General features: G+C 59.0%; 14 protein-coding genes. 10 read left to right on the forward strand and 4 right to left on the reverse strand.

Annotation, left to right across the window (positions count from 1 at the left end):
- Positions 1 to 79 precede the first annotated feature (79 nt).
- The 4 genes from cobN (at position 80) to CHU70_RS10335 (ending at position 6,998) form a co-directional block, all read left to right on the forward strand.
- Positions 80 to 3,730: a cobaltochelatase subunit CobN gene (cobN, locus tag CHU70_RS10320; RefSeq protein WP_070862683.1), complete on the forward strand. Its 3,651-nt coding sequence runs from the start codon at positions 80 to 82 to the stop codon at positions 3,728 to 3,730.
- Between the two features lie 98 nt (positions 3,731 to 3,828).
- Entirely contained in the window at positions 3,829 to 4,446 is a 618-nt protein-coding gene (locus CHU70_RS10325) for an FxsA family protein (protein WP_147739804.1), read from the forward strand.
- A gap of 38 nt (positions 4,447 to 4,484) precedes the next feature.
- Positions 4,485 to 6,173, forward strand: a complete 1,689-nt coding sequence (gene lnt, locus CHU70_RS10330) for an apolipoprotein N-acyltransferase (protein ID WP_049193527.1) — start codon at positions 4,485 to 4,487, stop codon at positions 6,171 to 6,173.
- 12 nt (positions 6,174 to 6,185) lie between these two features.
- Complete coding sequence (locus CHU70_RS10335; RefSeq protein WP_049170520.1) at positions 6,186 to 6,998, forward strand: polyprenol monophosphomannose synthase; 813 nt, start codon at positions 6,186 to 6,188, stop codon at positions 6,996 to 6,998.
- A 322-nt stretch (positions 6,999 to 7,320) separates the two neighbouring features.
- Here CHU70_RS10335 and CHU70_RS10340 read toward each other — a convergent pair whose 3' ends face one another.
- Positions 7,321 to 7,710 (reverse strand): RNA polymerase-binding protein RbpA, encoded by a 390-nt coding sequence (locus CHU70_RS10340; protein WP_005511311.1) that lies wholly within the window; start codon positions 7,708 to 7,710, stop codon positions 7,321 to 7,323.
- Positions 7,711 to 7,791: 81 nt separating this feature from the next.
- Between CHU70_RS10340 and CHU70_RS10345 the strand changes: the two genes are divergently transcribed.
- The 5 genes from CHU70_RS10345 (at position 7,792) to CHU70_RS10365 (ending at position 12,231) form a co-directional block, all read left to right on the forward strand.
- Entirely contained in the window at positions 7,792 to 8,184 is a 393-nt protein-coding gene (locus tag CHU70_RS10345; RefSeq protein ID WP_224783748.1) for a hypothetical protein, read from the forward strand.
- Between the two features lie 17 nt (positions 8,185 to 8,201).
- Positions 8,202 to 8,912: a YceI family protein gene (locus CHU70_RS10350; protein WP_147739805.1), complete on the forward strand. Its 711-nt coding sequence runs from the start codon at positions 8,202 to 8,204 to the stop codon at positions 8,910 to 8,912.
- Between the two features lie 213 nt (positions 8,913 to 9,125).
- Positions 9,126 to 9,344, forward strand: a complete 219-nt coding sequence (locus tag CHU70_RS10355; RefSeq protein WP_016422819.1) for a hypothetical protein — start codon at positions 9,126 to 9,128, stop codon at positions 9,342 to 9,344.
- A 409-nt stretch (positions 9,345 to 9,753) separates the two neighbouring features.
- Positions 9,754 to 11,190, forward strand: coding sequence for a hemolysin family protein (locus CHU70_RS10360; protein ID WP_147719031.1), 1,437 nt, complete (start codon positions 9,754 to 9,756; stop codon positions 11,188 to 11,190).
- Between the two features lie 3 nt (positions 11,191 to 11,193).
- Positions 11,194 to 12,231 (forward strand): hemolysin family protein, encoded by a 1,038-nt coding sequence (locus CHU70_RS10365; protein WP_101739063.1) that lies wholly within the window; start codon positions 11,194 to 11,196, stop codon positions 12,229 to 12,231.
- Between the two features lie 64 nt (positions 12,232 to 12,295).
- On the opposite strand, the gene tpx is transcribed toward CHU70_RS10365, so the two are convergent.
- Entirely contained in the window at positions 12,296 to 12,793 is a 498-nt protein-coding gene (gene tpx, locus CHU70_RS10370; RefSeq protein ID WP_147719030.1) for a thiol peroxidase, read from the reverse strand.
- Positions 12,794 to 12,968: 175 nt separating this feature from the next.
- Between tpx and CHU70_RS10375 the strand changes: the two genes are divergently transcribed.
- Positions 12,969 to 13,253: an Lrp/AsnC family transcriptional regulator gene (locus CHU70_RS10375; RefSeq protein ID WP_005511316.1), complete on the forward strand. Its 285-nt coding sequence runs from the start codon at positions 12,969 to 12,971 to the stop codon at positions 13,251 to 13,253.
- Positions 13,254 to 13,291: 38 nt separating this feature from the next.
- Here the strand turns inward: CHU70_RS10375 and CHU70_RS10380 are convergent, their stop codons facing one another.
- Positions 13,292 to 15,001: an FAD-binding dehydrogenase gene (locus tag CHU70_RS10380; RefSeq protein WP_147719029.1), complete on the reverse strand. Its 1,710-nt coding sequence runs from the start codon at positions 14,999 to 15,001 to the stop codon at positions 13,292 to 13,294.
- Between the two features lie 117 nt (positions 15,002 to 15,118).
- The gene (locus CHU70_RS10385; RefSeq protein ID WP_147719028.1) at positions 15,119 to 16,573 is read right to left on the reverse strand and encodes a class I SAM-dependent methyltransferase; all 1,455 of its coding nucleotides are present in this window, start codon (positions 16,571 to 16,573) and stop codon (positions 15,119 to 15,121) included.
- Positions 16,574 to 16,595 lie beyond the last annotated feature (22 nt).

A 16,595-nucleotide genomic window follows, 5' to 3' on the forward strand; every position in this document is an offset into this window, starting at 1 on the left:
TCAGACCTCGTCATCGGTTAGAAGGCAGACTCCCGCCGACCGGGGACGCGTTGCTCCCCAGGAAGTGAATGACTACACCGTGATTATGCTGCTGTCGACCTCGGATACCGACCTTCTGTCCGCCCGCGCGGCCGCTCAGGCCAACCCGGAGGTGTCCTACCGTTGGGCAAACCCGGCGCGTCTGCTCGACGATGATTTGCCCACGCTTGCCGACGGCGCCGATGTCGTCATCATCCGACTTCTCGGTGGCCGCCGCGCCTGGGAATCCGGCATCGACTACTTTGTGAACTCCGGTATTCCCACCGTCCTCGTCTCCGGTGAGCAGGCACCCGATGCCGAACTCACCGAGTATTCGACAGTTCCCGCAAACGTCGCCACGCAAACGCACATTTACCTGGCGGAAGGCGGCGCAAAGAACCTCGCACAGCTGCACAATTTCCTGTCGGACACACTGCTTCTGACCGGTCTTGGCTTTGAAGAGCCCACTCGCATGCCGGCCTGGGGTTTCCTGGAGCGCGACTCCAAGGTGGCCACGGAAGATTCCCGCGGCACCGTCGGCATTATTTACTACCGCGCCCAGCACCTGGCGGGAAATACGCACTACATTGAGGCGCTTGCTGACGCGGTCGAGGCTCGCGGCTACGTCGCCAAGCCTATCTTCGCCGCGTCCCTGCGCACCGCCAGCGATGAACTGCTGGCAGAGCTAGCTTCCTGCGACGCGCTCATCACCACGGTGCTCGCCGCTGGCGGCAACCGCCCGGCACTCGCGCAGGCCGGCCAGGACGATGACGGCTGGGATGTCGCCGCACTCGCAGACCTGAACATTCCCATCATCCAGGGTTTGGCCCTGACTTCGTCCAAGGCGGCATGGGAGGACAACGACGAAGGTCTGTCGCCGCTGGACGTCGCAACACAGGTCGCCGTCCCCGAATTCGACGGCCGCATCATCTCGGTCGCGTTCTCGTTTAAGGAAATCGACTCCGACGAGCTCATTTCCTACGTCCCGGATCTCGAGCGCTGCGACCGCCTCGCCGGCATCGCCACCCGTTACGCCGCACTTCGCCATATTGACAACGCCGACAAGCGCGTCGCCGTCATGCTCTCTGCGTACCCGACCAAGCACGCCCGCATCGGCAACGCTGTCGGTCTGGACACGCCGGCATCCACGTTGAAGGTGCTGCACGCGCTTGCCGACGCCGGATACAACCTCGGCGACACCACCAAAATCCCCGGATATGCCACCGCCGAGGATGGTGCCGATGAACCAGATGCGTTCATGCACGCCATCATCGAGGCCGGCGGCCAGGACCCGGACTGGCTGACCGAAGAGGTTATGGAGGCAGCCGAGCTTCGCCTGCCCGCTGCCACCTACGAGAAGTTCTTCGCTACCTTGCCGGAAGAACTTCGCTCCGACATGCAGGACAAGTGGGGTGCCGCGCCGGGAACCCTGTACGTCCACCCGGATACCCAGGACATCTACATTGCGGGCCTGACCTTCGGCAATGTCGTGGTCATGGTGCAGCCACCGCGCGGTTTCGGTGACAACCCGGTGGGTATCTACCACGACCCGGATCTGCCGCCGACGCACCATTACCTGGCCTGCTACCGCTTCCTGTCGCTGCCGCAGGCGCAGGGCGGTTTCGGCGCCGATGCCGTGGTTCACATGGGCAAGCACGGCAACCTGGAGTGGCTGCCGGGCAAGACCGTCGGCCTTTCCGCTTCCTGCGGCCCGGATGCTGCCATCGGCGAGCTGCCAATGATCTACCCCTTCCTGGTCAACGACCCGGGCGAAGGCACACAGGCCAAGCGCCGTGCTCACGCCACGCTTGTCGACCACCTCATTCCGCCAATGGCCCGCGCCGAATCCTACGGTGACATCACCCGTCTGGAACAGCTTCTCGACGAGCACCAGAACATCTCCGCCATGGATCCGGCCAAGCTGCCGGCCATCCGCCAGGAGATTTGGACGCTGCTGACCGCCGCGAAGATGGACCGCGACCTCGGCTGGGACGAGCGCCCGGACGAGGAGGTCTTCGATGACATGCTCATGCATGTCGACGGCTGGCTCTGCGAGATTAAGGACGTCGCCATCCGCGGTGGCCTCCACGTGCTCAGCCAGGCACCGGAAGACGAATCTCTAATCGGCACTGTGACCACCATGTTGCGCGCCCGCCAGCTGTGGGGCGGCAAGCAGACCCTGCCGGGCCTGCGCGAAGCTCTCGGCCTGGCCGAGGACGGCACCGATGAACGCCACGCTGTGGACTCTATCGATGCACTGGCTACGGCGCTGGTAACCGCCGTGGTGAAGAATCCCGACCAACCGGTGACACAGATCGCGGCTGATGTGCTCGGCTCCGAGGAATTTGCCGATATCGCGGCACCAAACGGCCTCGACCAGGTCGTCGAGCTGCTGCAGTTCACCCGCGACGAAATTCTCCCGCGCCTGGCTGCTACCAGCGAGGAGATCCCACGCATTCTTTCTGCTCTCGATGGCGAATTCGTCCCGGCTGGCCCCTCCGGCTCACCGTTGCGTGGCCTGGTCAACGTGCTGCCGACTGCCCGCAACTTCTACTCGGTTGACCCCAAGGCGGTGCCGTCGCGCCTGGCTTGGGAAACCGGTGTTAACCTCGCCGATGGCCTGATTGAGCGCTACCGCGCCGACCACGGTGAGTACCCCAAGTCGGTTGGTCTGTCGGTGTGGGGCACTTCCGCCATGCGTACCTCGGGCGATGACATCGCCGAGGTGCTCGCGTTGATTGGTGTGCATCCGGTGTGGGATGACGCATCTCGCCGTATTGTCGGCCTTGAGCCGATTCCGCTGGAGGAGCTGGGCCGCCCGCGCATTGACGTGACCGTCCGTATTTCCGGCTTCTTCCGTGATGCGTTTCCGCATGTTATCGACCTTTTGGATGATGCGTTTCAGCTCGTCGTCAAGCTTGATGAATCCGATGAGGACAACTACGTGCGCGCCCATGCGAAGGCCGACCAGCAGGAGCGCCCGCGTCGCATCTTCGGTTCCAAGCCGGGCACCTATGGAGCTGGCCTGCTGCAGCTGATCGATTCCGGTTCCTGGCGCGATGACGCGGACCTGGCAAAGGTCTACACGACCTGGGGTGGCTACGCCTATGGCCGCGGTGTCGATGGGGAAGAGGCAGCTGACGACATGAAGACGGCCTACCGCCGTATTCAGGTTGCCGCGAAGAATGCCGATACCCGCGAGCACGATATCGCCGACTCCGATGACTACTTCCAGTTCCACGGCGGCATGATCGCCACGGTCCGCGCACTGACGGGTTCCGCTCCGGAGGCCTATGTGGGCGATTCCACCCGCCCGGACGCCGTGCGCACCCGCACCCTGCACGAGGAGACGCGACGCGTCTTCCGTGCCCGCGTGGTCAACCCACGCTGGATGCAGGCAATGCGTAACCACGGCTACAAGGGCGCCTTCGAAATGGCCGCAACCGTCGACTACCTCTTCGGTTACGACGCGACGGCGCAGGTCATGGATGACTGGATGTACGAAACGCTTACCGACGAGTACGTTGCGAACCCGGAAAACCGCGAGTTCTTTGAACAGTCGAATCCGTGGGCTCTGCACGATATTTCCGAGCGCCTGATGGAGGCCGCCGAGCGCGGTATGTGGGAAAACCCCGACCAGGAACGCATGGATCTGCTGCGCCAGACCTACCTGGATACAGAGGGCGACTTGGAGGAGCGCGCTGACCGGTAGGCGACCGCTAGGCGACCGGTAGGCGACCGCTAGTCGTGGTCTAACCGGCCGATAGCCGTAACCACTTGCTCATCTAGTGGCGGTTACACTGGGGAACTATGAGCAAGTGGTTCACAATTATTTACCTCATCGCCGAGATTGCGGCCTTTATCGCACTTGGTGAATGGATTGGCTATGGCTGGACCGTCCTGCTGGTTCTGGGTCTATTCATTCTGGGATTGGTTTTCGCCGCCATCGAGTTCAAGCGCATCTACCAGAAGTTGCTGCTGGATACTTCTCGTACTCTTACTGAGTACGAGAAGTATCCGGAGGAGGCAATCAAGCGCTCGGCAAAGGGCGCGGGACACTTTGTGGCTGACTCGGCAATTCTGTTGGTTGGCTCTTGGCTGATTGCCCTGCCGGGCGTCGTCACCACCGTTGTTGGTTTCCTCATGGTGCTACCGCCGACTCGCTGGCTGATTCGTAAGAGCGGATCGGTGGCGCTGCTCAACGGACTCCGCAACTTCAGTGACCGCAGCATGATGGTGGTCTCTCAGTACGGCATGAACCCCGGTGCTCCAGGAACTGGCGCTGGTGCTGGCGGTTTTTCGGGTTTCCCTGGATTCTCTGGTGGTTTCCCGGGTGCGGATGGCAAGGCCTTCCCACAGGATAAAATCGTCCCACCGGCACCGGACAACGCCTGGGATGATGACCAGGACGACAGCGACAAGCGCTAACTCAAAAACTCGCAAACGTAGAGAGTTCTCTTATACAAGTGCACACTAACCGCCAAGCGCGCTCCAGCGAGCACGGGAACGTCGCTCAGAAAGACGCTTCGAAAGGCATTCCGGAGAATCCGAATCGCTGGCAGGCGCGCTTTCGCGCGCTTACCCCACTAAAGCAGCGCCTCGTTCTCGCCTTCATTGCAATCCTCGCTGGTGGATTGCAGTTCTTAAGCTATGCGCCCATGAGCTGGTGGTGGACGGCCTGGATCGGCCTCGCCCTGCTCATTTTTGCCTTCTTCTGCGCAGCCGATTGGAAATCCAGCGTAGTGGTGGGCTTCAGCTGGGCAACAGCGACGGCACTTTTCTCACTGCCGTGGATCGGCTCCTTCGTCGGCATTGGCCCCTACGTGGCTCTCTCAATTGTGCTGGGTCTCCTCACAATTCCGGCGGCGCTTGCGATGTGGCTGATTGCGCAATCCAGTTTCCCCCTCGCGCTGAAGCTCCCTGGCATGGCCGCTGCGCTCGTGGCAGGGGAGGCGCTGCTAGCCCGCTGGCCTTTCGGAGGCTTCCCCTGGCTCCGCGTTGCCTGGGGGCAGGTCGACGGCCCGCTGGCCCCAGCAGTGGCAATCGGCAGCACTGCATTGGTCACTTTCCTCGCTGCTTGCGTTGGTGCGGGACTGGTCGCGCTCACGCTACGTTCCTATGCAACCTCCGCTGCGCTTTTGGCGGGAGCGTTATTCGTCGGCTGGGTTCTTCCTGCGTGGACTCAACCGCTGCCTGAGCCTACGGCCGCTGACAACACCCGTGTCGCTGTAATCCAAGGCAATGTTCCGCGCCTCGGTTTAGAGTTCAATGCCCAGCGCCGCGCAGTGCTGCAAAACCACGCCGATGCCACCAATGAGCTGGCACGACGTGTCCACCAAGGTAAGGAACAGCAACCGGACATCGTTATCTGGCCTGAAAACTCCTCTGATGTCAGCCCGTTTACGGATGGGGAAGCGGCACGCATTATCGAAAATGCCGCGATGAACATCGGCGCTCCCATCGTGGTCGGCACCTTTACCTACACCGATGGTGTGCAAAACACCATGGTGGTCTGGGATCCACAGACCGGCCCCGGCGATCAGCACGAGAAAATCTATCTCCAGCCCTTCGGCGAAACCATGCCATTCCGCGAGCTACTGCGCCACTTTTCCGACATGGTCGCTCACGCCGGAGACATGACTCCGGGCAACGGCGATGCCGTGGTCACAACGCCAGGCACAGATGGTTTAAAGAAGGTCAATCTAGGCGTGGCCACCTGTTACGAAGTGGTCTTCGATGGCGCCTTCCGCAACGCGGTCAACCACGGCGCAACCATGCTGGCCACGCCCACAAATAACGCCACCTTCGGTTTCACCGACATGACCTACCAACAGCTGGCCATGAGCCGCATGCGAGCCATGGAGTTCCAACGCTCCACGGCCGTCGCCGCAACCAGCGGTGTGAGCGCGATTGTGGATGCGCACGGAGACGTCGTAAAGCAGAGCAAAATCTTCGAGCAGAAGGTACTCACTGAAACTCTGCCTCAGTACGCCCACCTGACTTTTGCAGCCCGTTTCGGGACGTGGATTGAAGGTCTACTGACTGCATTCGGTATTCTTTGTGTGGTTGGTGCCGTCCTGCGTCGCCGTGGCGGAGATGCCAGGGCAGGCGCAGATGAAGTTGATGGCCGGGATACTGAGCAGAACATGCACTAAGGAGAATCACGAGTGACTGCCCTAAATGAGTCGACGCTGGTTGTCATTCCCACTTTCAACGAGCGGGAAAACCTGCCGGGCGTGATTGCACGCCTGCGCGCAGCGGAGCCTCGCGTCGACATTTTGGTTGTCGATGACTCTTCACCAGACGGCACCGGTGAGCTCGCCGATGAAATCGCTGCCGCTGACAAGTCGGACAACGGCGAAGAGCACATCTACGTCCTGCACCGCGAGGGCAAGGGCGGTCTCTGGGGTGCGTACCGCGCGGGCTTCGCTTGGGGTCTCGAGCGCGACTACGAGGTTCTCTGCGAGATGGATGCCGACGGCTCCCACGCACCAGAGCAGTTCCATCTGCTGCTGGAGAAGCTCGAGGACGGTGCCGATGTCGTCATCGGTTCCCGCTACATTCCGGGCGGCAAGACCGTCAACTGGCCAATGAGCCGTCAGGTTCTCTCCCGCGGCGGCAACCTCTACATCTCGCTGGCGCTCGGCGCGGGCATCTCGGATATCACCGCTGGCTACCGTGCTTATCGACGGGAAGTTCTCGAAACCCTCGATCTCGACAACATTGGCAAGGCTGCGTACCTGTTCCAGACCGAGCTCGCTTTTGAGGCTGTACAGGCGGGCTTCTTGGTGGAGGAGGTTCCGATCACCTTTACTGAGCGCGAGTACGGCGAGTCCAAGATGGATGGCAGCTTTGTGAAGCAGTCACTGCTGCAGGTCACCAAGTGGGGATTCAAGCACCGCTCACAGCAGGTAAAAAACCTGGGGTCGGAGATTGGTCGCCTGGCTGGTCACGAGTTTAAGCAGCGATTCCGCAAGTAGGGCTAGGGCAGCCCCAAAGATTGCGGCCTGCCCGTGTGGAGACGGGCTGCCTGTATGACTGCGGGCTGCAAATGTGAATACGGGCTGCCTGTATGAATGGGGGCTGCAAATGTGAAACTGTCTTAGTTTATGACAGTTTCAAGCCATTTTTCAGGCCATTTTTGTCATAAACGCAGTCAGTAACTCGGATCGGCCCGCCGCAGCCAGGCACCAACAAAAAACGGGCCCGAATAAGGAGCAAAACCTTATCCGGACCCATTTTGCAGCATGTAATTCACAGCTGCAGCGCCCTAAAGCTCACTAGCGCAAGCCAGCTCAAACCTTAAGCGTTCTTCTCTGCTTCTTCGGCTTCCTTCTGAGCCTTCAGCAGGCGAGCGGCGTTACGACGACGCTTGCGCAGCAAGTCAACACGCTCATCCAGCAGCACGTCGAGCTCCTCGATGGAGCGGCGCTCACGGAGCATGTCCCAGTGAGTCCTCGGCGGCTTCACCGGCTTGGCTTCAGTGCCTTCGCCTTCAACCAGCTCACCAATCTGGCCATTCTTGCACAGCCATTCACCTGGAATTTCCGCGTCATCCGCGAATGGGACCTCGAAGATCTCACCGGATTCAGTGCGGTAGCGGACCATCATTCGCGGCGCGAGGTCATGATCGCGATCGGTCTCATACGAAACGGCGCCCATGCGACTGCCACGAAGAACTCGATCTGCCATGTGGAACGTGCCCCCTTTGGTAGAAATACTAGACCACACATTATAACGCCTTAATCTGTATTCATGCCATAATTGACTTCTGTGTCAGATCAAAAGCCGAGCACAACTACCGCCAATTGCCAGTGGTGTGGCCGCGAAATGGAGGTCGCTATCCGCGGTCGCCGTCGCAAGTTCTGCAGCCAAGCCTGCCGGCAGCGCGCGTATGAAAAACGCACTGGCGTAGCAAAAGGCGCTTCCAGGCCGATTGCCGAGCGAATCAATTCGGATCTCACGCTGAAGACCGCCACCGATGCCACGAGCAGGCCGGCGGGCGATGACGTCGTAAAGCGAATAGGGGACGGGCTCTTCGAAGTACGTTGTCTCGCCGAAGACTTGCGCACCGCGCTTGACGACGGCATGGAGACTGCCGTCCTGCAGGAGATTACGCAGGAATTGATTATGAAAACGCGTGAAGTGGAACGGTTTATCCCATAGCGGATTAAAAGGATAGGATGAGCACTATGAATTCTGGTGTCCGTAAGTCAATTATTACTTTGATAGCCGTTGCAGTTGTTGCGCTCGCAATTGTTATTGTGGGGCCAGTTTTGTATCGCGTTTTCACGCATGATGGGGTGCGTACTGGGGATTTCGAGGCCACGGAGCTGCCTGCAGCAACGACTGATGCGAATGGCACCTGGAAGATTGTCGGTGGCGATAACTCACAGAACACCTCCGTTGGCTTTACTTTTAATGAGGTACTGCCGGGCAGCAGGCGGACGACGTCTGGTTCCACCCACGATGTCACCGGCGAGCTGAAGGTTGCTAACAACAATCTTGAGGACGCATCCGTTGTTGTTGATATGGCAACTCTGACTAGCGATATTGAACGTCGTGACATCAATGTCCGCAACAATATTTTCAGTGTTGAGCAGTACCCAGAAGCTAAGTTTGAGCTTGCAGAGCCGCTCGATATTTCAAACATTCCAGATAACGGCCAGTGGGCGAATATCGAGATTCCGGGACGCCTGACCATCCGCGGTGTCACCAATGATGTCACCGTGCCGATGAAGGCCGCTCGTACCGAAAACCTGGTTTTGCTGTCGGGCACTCTGCCAATCAACCGACTGGATTACAACGTGCGCCTGCCACAGTTTGTAGCTGCATCCATCGAGGAAAACGGCGAACTCAATCTACGCATTGTCGCAGAGAAGCAGGACGCGTAGGACGGGTAGGTTTCGCGGCTGGCAGGCACCGCCATCTAAAGAGAATCGCAGTAGCGCTCTAAAGAGAATCGCAGTAGCGCTAATCCAAAGAGGCTTATAGCCAGCGAAAATACACCTCGATTCGTCACTGTGACGCAATAAAGCCATTTAGCCACACACCACAGAAGTCCTGCCAAAAACAATTTTGGTAGGCCAGTTGGGAGTCACAACGATATGAACACCTACGAAGCAATGTTGCTCGCACGAAAGGTGCGAATGGTACTTCTGATTATCTTCATTGCATTCGTGGCCTACAAGGGCGTGTGGTGGCTCGTGGCTGTCGGCATACTCCTGATTGGCATGACGCTATGGCAGAACAAGCGGCTGCGGGAAGAGATCGCCGTCCGCAACGCGGATGAGCTTGCAGCGAACGCCAAGGACAATGAGCAATAATCCCGACGGCATAGATCAAGCGCCAAGATAGAACACGGCAGCAGAAAAAGCGGCGGCGAAAAAGGCGACAGTCCTGGAAATTCAGAAAACCCCAGGGCCAACCACTTTCATTATTTGTCCGATAATATACATTATGACATTTTGGCCTTAGGATCCCGTCCTCCCCATTACCGCCGATGCGCCATTGCCGTCAGGTCTAAGGAGTTTTTAGTAAGATTTCTCGCATGCCTGAACTCTCAGACACATCCAGCAGCTCAGACAGACCCAATGCGTCCGACACATCAGATAGATCTGGCTCGTCCGACGACCCAGAGCCTCGCGCCAACGTTGACGGGCTCTCTGTAGCCGCAGTAAGCGCAATCACCGCAGCATCCCCAGCGAACGCAGCGAACACTTCAGGTGATGCCGCGTGATTGTATCCGCGCTTATCGTATTAGCGGTCTTTCTTTTCCTCGTTTTCGCCAATGCAATTTTCGTTGCTGTCGAGTTTTCCTACCTCACGGTTAATAGGAACGATGTCAAGAACGCCGCAAACGCCGGCTCAAAGTCCGCATATTTAGTAGACCGTGCTCTATCACGCACCTCTACAAACCTCTCCGGCGCACAGCTGGGAATTACGGTCACCAGCCTCGTCGCTGGTTTCCTGACCGGGCCTTCCCTCGGCGTCCTCCTCGAAGCCGCATTTGGTGGCACTAGCATCTCTCCCGCCACCGTCACTGCAATCAGCACTACGGGCGCTTTCATTATCGCGACTTTCACTCAAATGGTCTTTGGCGAACTCGTCCCCAAAAACTGGGCCATCGCCGAGCCCACTAAAGTCGCAAACCTCGTGGTCAGGCCACAGAATGCCTTCATGTTCGCATTCGGCTGGCTGGTCTGGCTACTCAACAGCGCGGCTAATTGGGTGCTAAAACGGCTCGGCTTCTCCCCTGAGGAAGAGGTCGCCAGTGCCAGGACGGCGGAGGAACTCCGTGCCGTCGTCACGCGCTCTAGCGATGAAGGAAAAATTAACCCGCAGACCGCCGAGTTGGTGGCGCGATCGATCGAGTTCGGCGAGCGCACGGCGGCTGATGTGATGACGCCACGCACACAGATCATCTTTATCGAAGATCAGAGCGTCGCAGAGATGCTGACGGTCGTCGCAGATTCTGGACATGCACGCTTCCCCGTCGTTGGCAATAGCGTCGACGACATTCGCGGCGTGGTGCATTACACCGACCTGCTCAGCGTGCCACACGCACAACGCTTGACGACGTCGGCTGCGAGCCTGGCCAAAGATGTACTCGTGGTGAACGACTCGACCACACTTGATCCGCTGATGCGTCAACTGCGTGAGGATGCATACCAGTTCGCAGTGGTTGTCGATGAGTACGGCGGCACGGACGGCATTGTGACGTTGGAGGATCTCGTCGAGGAAATCGTCGGTGAAATTGACGATGAACAAGACGATCGTTCGTTGCTCTACAGCCGGATTAGCCCCAATACGGTGATTGTTTCCGGTCTCATGCGCCCTGATGAGTTGGGAGAGATCCTAAACCTGGTCCTGCCGGAGGGCGAAGAATCCGACACTATTGGTGGATTTATCACCGAACGCTTGGATCGCATGCCTCGCTTCGGCGACACGATTACGGTCGAAGCCACCGACCACGAAAACCTCGATGAGGAGAACTTGCCTACCACCGCTGAAGTTGCTTTTCGAGTCGAGCGCATGGCGCGTCACCGCGTTGGCCGTATTCGTGTCCAGGTGGACCTCGCCGGCAACAAGGTCACGCGCACGGATGAAGGCGCTGACCAGGACGGCACCAGTCACAACCACGTCGAGCACAACAGCGAAAAGGAGGGCTAGAACATGCCACTACTTACTCTTATTTTGCTGTTGGCCCTCAATGCCTGGTTTGTCGCCGCTGAATTTGCGATGGTCTCGGCTCGCCGCGATCAAATTGAACCGGATGCCGTCAGCGGCTCTACCAGCGCAAAGTACGCGCTGCGCGGTATCGAAAACGTGTCGGTCTCCCTGGCGGCAACACAGCTGGGCATTACCGCCTGTTCCCTGCTCATCGGTGCCGTCGGCGAGCCTGCGATTGCGCACTTCTTCGAGCCCTACATGACAGCGCTGGGACTCCCCGCGGGCACCGCCCACGTGGTTGCGCTGGCGTTGGCGCTGCTAATCGTCACTTTCTTACACATGGTTGTCGGCGAAATGGTGCCGAAGAACATCGCTGTTGCGGCTCCCAGTCCGACGGCGAAGTTCGTGGCTGTTCCGCTGTATGTGATTGTGCGGGTGCTCAATCCGGTTATCTGGGCGATGAATACGACGGCGAACATCGTGGTTCGCAAGGTTCTTCGCGCCACTCCGAAGGACGAGGTCGATTCCTCCTTCACCGCTAGTCAGGTGCAGGATTTCGTCGCCGAGTCCGGGCGTCAGGGCCTTCTCGACAATGACGAGCTCGCGCTCCTCCACAAAGCTCTCGGCTTCGAGCATCTCACCGCCGCGGATGTCACTATGCAACTCGACACCCTCGTTACCATTGGCCCCGACGCCACCGTCGCCGACATCGAAGAGCTCAGCGCACGCACGCGCTTTTCCCGCTTCCCCATCACCGATGCCGATGGCAGCTTCATCGGCTACCTTCATGTCAAGGATTTGCTCTCGCTTGACGACGGTCACCGCGACCGACCCTTCCCGCGGAATCTAATTCGCACCTTCGCAAGCGTCAGCCCGGATGCCAAGCTCCAGACGGTCATGCGGCTGATGCAGCGCGAGCAGGCTCACTTCGCCTTGGTGACGGAGGAAAACAGTACTTCGGAGAACTCTGTCAGCGGAATCGTTGCGCTGGAGGACGTACTAGAAGAGCTCGTCGGCGAAGTTCGCCAGGCAACAGCCTAGCGAGTGCGCCGACGAGCCCCGTCGATTCCAGCTGGTTACTTGCTGCTGAAAGCTTGTTAGCTAATTACTTCAGTGCAGCCAGTGCGGAGTCGTAGTCCGGCTCCGTGGTGATCTCATCGACCAGCTGGTTGTAAATGACCTTGCCCTCTTCGTCAGTGACGACTACGGCACGAGCAAGCAGGCCAGCGAGCGGGCCATCCTGCTGGACAGCACCGAAGGCTTCGCCGAAGCCGTGGCGGAAGTCCGAGGCAACCTCAACGTTGTCCAGGCCTTCTGCAGCACAGAAGCGACCGAGAGCGAACGGCAGGTCACGCGAAACATTAACCACGACGGTGTTGTCCAGCCCAGCAGCGTCCTCGTTGAAGTGACGCACCGAAGCTGCACAAACACCGGTGTCTACCGACGGGAAGATGTTGTAGACGACCTTCTTACCAGCGAAGGTCTCATTGGTGACCTCGGCGAGGTCACCACCGGTGAGGGTAAACTCCGGAGCCTTGTTGCCCACCTGGGGCAGGTCTCCGGAAAGCTGGACTGGGTTGGACTGAAATGCGGTTTGTGTCATAGCGCCCTTTTTACCGCCTTTCGTCCGGATCCTCCAGGCTGTTTCCTGGAAATCAGTAGAATCGTGACAGAAATGAAATTCCGGGCCGCAGTATCTTGAGCAATCTTTCGTACCTTGCGGTCCGGGCCACGCTATTCAGCGGGGCCCCACGTTTAAACTCCGAGGAAAGGCAGCCATGAGTTTGATTACCGCAATTGTGTCCATCGATGTCGAAGCTGACAAGATTCCGGAGGCCGCCGAGACCATCGTCGAGATCGACGGCGTGACTGAGGTCTACTCCGTTACTGGTGACTGGGACTTGGTCGTCGTAGTGCGCGCAACTAATCACGATGATCTGGCGGAAATCATTCCAAATCTCATCAGCAAGGTCGACGGTGTTATTCGCACTCAGACTCAGCTGGCTTTCCGCACCTACTCTCAGCACGACCTGGAAAGTGCATTCTCCATCGGGCTGGAGTAGGCGCGGTTTCTTCTACCGAACTGTGCGGTATGCGGGAGCTACTTAACCACTTCCGCCATCGCGCGGCCTGCCTGGCGGCCACTGAAAATACAGCCGCCCAGGAATGTACCTTCCAGCGCGTTGTTGCCGTGGACGCCACCGCCACCGAAGCCAGAGGCCTCGCCTGCAGCGTAGAGCCCCTCAAAAGGTGTTCCGTCCGGGTGCAAGCACTGGCCGTCGAGGGTGGTCTCGATGCCACCGAGCGTCTTGCGGGTCAGCATGCGCAGACGAATAGCAATCAGTGGGCCGTTCTTCGGATCCAAAATCGGTGATGGCGGCACGGAGCGGATGATCTTGTCCCCGAGGAAGTTCCGGGCCACGTTGACGTAATTGACCTGGTAGTCCTTGGAGAAGGGGTTACCGGTCTGCATATCGCGCTGACGAATCTGCTCCTCGAGCTTCTCCAGGTCAATCTTCGGCGCTGCGGCTCCGGACTCCCCGCCCGAGCTCGCCTCCACAATCTCGTTCATCCCCTCGACCAGCTTTGGCAGATCGTCGGCAACCACCCAGTCTTCGCCGTTATCCATAAACGCCTGAATAGGTGCGGCAACACCAGAGGTCACCTTGCCAATCAGCTTCTTGATCTCCTTGTCGGTCAGATCCGGATTCTGTTCTGAGCCAGAGAAAATAAACTCCTTGCCCACGATGTTCTTATTCAGCACAAACCAGGAATACGAGTGTCCGGTGGCCAGAATGTGCTTCATCGTGCCGACAGTATCCGCGCCCGGAATATATGGCGCTGGCAGGCGGTTTCCTTCTGCGTCGAACCACATGGCCGACGGCCCCGGGATGATACGGATACCGTGATTCGGCCACACGGGATTCCAGTTCTTCATGCCCTCGGTGTAATGCCACATGCGGTCACGGTTGACGAGGTTTGCGCCGGCCTGCTCTGCAATCTCAATGCCACGGCCGTCAACATGCTCTGGCACACCGCAGACCATGTCCTTCGGCATCTCGCCCAGACGCTCGGTCGGCCAGCACTTACGCACGGCTTCCAGGTTGCCGCCAACACCGCCCGTCGCAATGCACACGGCCGACCCGCGGATCTCAAAGTCCTCCCCTGTTTCCTCGCGTGACGACGCCACTCCTCGCTCTAAAGATTCACAGGGAACCAGAATCTTGCCACGCACGCCGGCGGCGCGGCCATCTTCCACAATCACCTCGTCAACGCGGTGGCGATGGCAGTATTCCACCAGCCCCTTCTTCGCAGCTTCAGCGACCGGCTCTGCGAATACGCGGACGATTTCGGGGCCTGTGCCCCAGGTGAGGTGGAATCGGGGTACCGAGTTGCCGTGACCGTCGGCACGCCCTTCACCGCGCTCAGCCCACCCAACGACAGGCAGGAACTTCACGCCGAGATTGCGGAGGTAGTCACGCTTCTCCCCTGCCGCGAAGTTCAGGTAGGCCTTGGCCCACTTGCGTCCCCAGTTGTCTTCCTCGCGGTCGAACTGCGCGGAGTTGAACCAGTCAGCTTCAGCGAGCTCGCGGTTGTCCTTGACTCCGAGGCGGCGCTGCTCTGGCGAGTCGACGAGAAAGATTCCTCCCAGCGACCAGAAAGCCTGTCCGCCGAGGTTGTTGGCATTCTCCTGGTCGACAAGGATGACCTTCTTGCCGGCCTGCGTGGCCTCATACGTCGCGACCAATCCGGCAAGTCCGGCGCCGACGACAACAATGTCTGCAGTACGTGTGGTGCTCTGTGCGTTCATAGTTTCGTTTTTAGACCCTAAACATCGCCTTTGAGGTGGTTTTGCCTAAAAACGTGATTTATTTTTACAGGCTTTATTTATCTGGCGAATTTCCAACGCGCCCGGAGCTGCCCACTGCTAGTGAGGCCTGCGTGGCGCATGCACGAGCTCGACCTGTACGAGCGTGACTTTCTCTGCGCGCACGAGCGCTTCAAACAGCGACAGATAGTAATTCCACATCCTCCGGAACACTCTGTCGTACCCGATACCAGCGGCTTCGCGCGCATGCGCCGCAAAGAAATCTCGCTGGAGCTGCAAGGTCGTCGCGAAGTGCGCCGGAATGTACTCTTCCGCCGCGATGCGCAGGCCGGTTTCCCGGTCCACCATCTTGCGCAGCTCTTCTACAGTGAAAAGCTGCAGCTGCGGCCACACGTAAGCGCGTACGAGGTCCAAGCTGCGCTCGGCGAGCGCATCGAATTTGTCCGTCGCTACCACCATTTGGACGACGATGGTGCCGCGGTCGACAAGCAGACGCTCGGCGCTCTTCAGCCAGCGCAGCGCACCTGCACGACCGAAGGTCTCCAGACGCCCGACGTTGATAACCGCCTCGAAGTCGGACTCGAATTCGCGTGGCGACGGAATGTTGCGATCCATCTGGATCACATCGACCGCGCCGCGCAATCCGGCTTTTTCCACCCGTTCCAGCACCGTTTCGGTGTGGTCATCAGAGACGGTAATAACCTCCGCGCCCGCTCCCCTTTCTGCAGCTCGAAGGGCAATTTCTCCGCCTGCCGACGGCCATTCGGCGACACGGTCGCCGGCCCGGACTCGAGCCAGATCGAGCATGTGCTCAATATTGCGCACCTGGGCATGCAGAAAATCGGCACGCGCGACGGATTTCGGGGCATCGACATAAGTCACGTCAACTGACCAGTGCGAGGGAACCCCACCCTTGCCAGCACCACGGGCATAGTTTTGAATCTGTTCCCGCGACGAGGTTCGCACTCCGGAGGCGAACAGGCCGGAACCGCCCATCAGCAATTCGCCGGAATAGAGCTCCAGCAATGAGGTCGGCAACTCTCCCGCCATATCTGGCCCATCGAGACGCGGACGTGAACGCGCGACTTTCATCAGACCACGTGCCAACGGCCCCAACGAAGCAATATCAAGCTCGGCGCTAAGCAGTCGGCTGAGAAGCTCTGGCAAGTCATCACTGGACCACTCGCCCGCGAGATAGGCCTCCCCCAATCCGAGCCATTCTGAATCAGCTAGTCGAGAATAGAAAACAGGATCAATGACGCTGAAAACGACTGGACGACACGATTCAGAACTAGTGGGAGATTCACTGCCGCTGCTAGAGCTGGCACCACCGACTCCGTCGATAGCCAAATCGGCGTCACCCGTCGACCGAGTAATGAAGGACTCTCCGACAAACTCACCGGATTCGACCAGTTCAATGCCGTTGTCCTGGCAGAGCCGCTCAAAAGAGCGTTCCATCATTTCGGCACGTTTCGCTAGGAAACGCCCCTCTGGAATACGCGCAACCCGAGGCCATCGCTCTGCGTCAATTGCCTGCCGGCTTGCCGAATTCACCCTGCCCGAACCTCCTAACAAT

Source organism: Corynebacterium sp. LK10, from assembly GCF_008042455.1.
GTDB lineage: Bacteria > Actinomycetota > Actinomycetes > Mycobacteriales > Mycobacteriaceae > Corynebacterium > Corynebacterium jeikeium_D.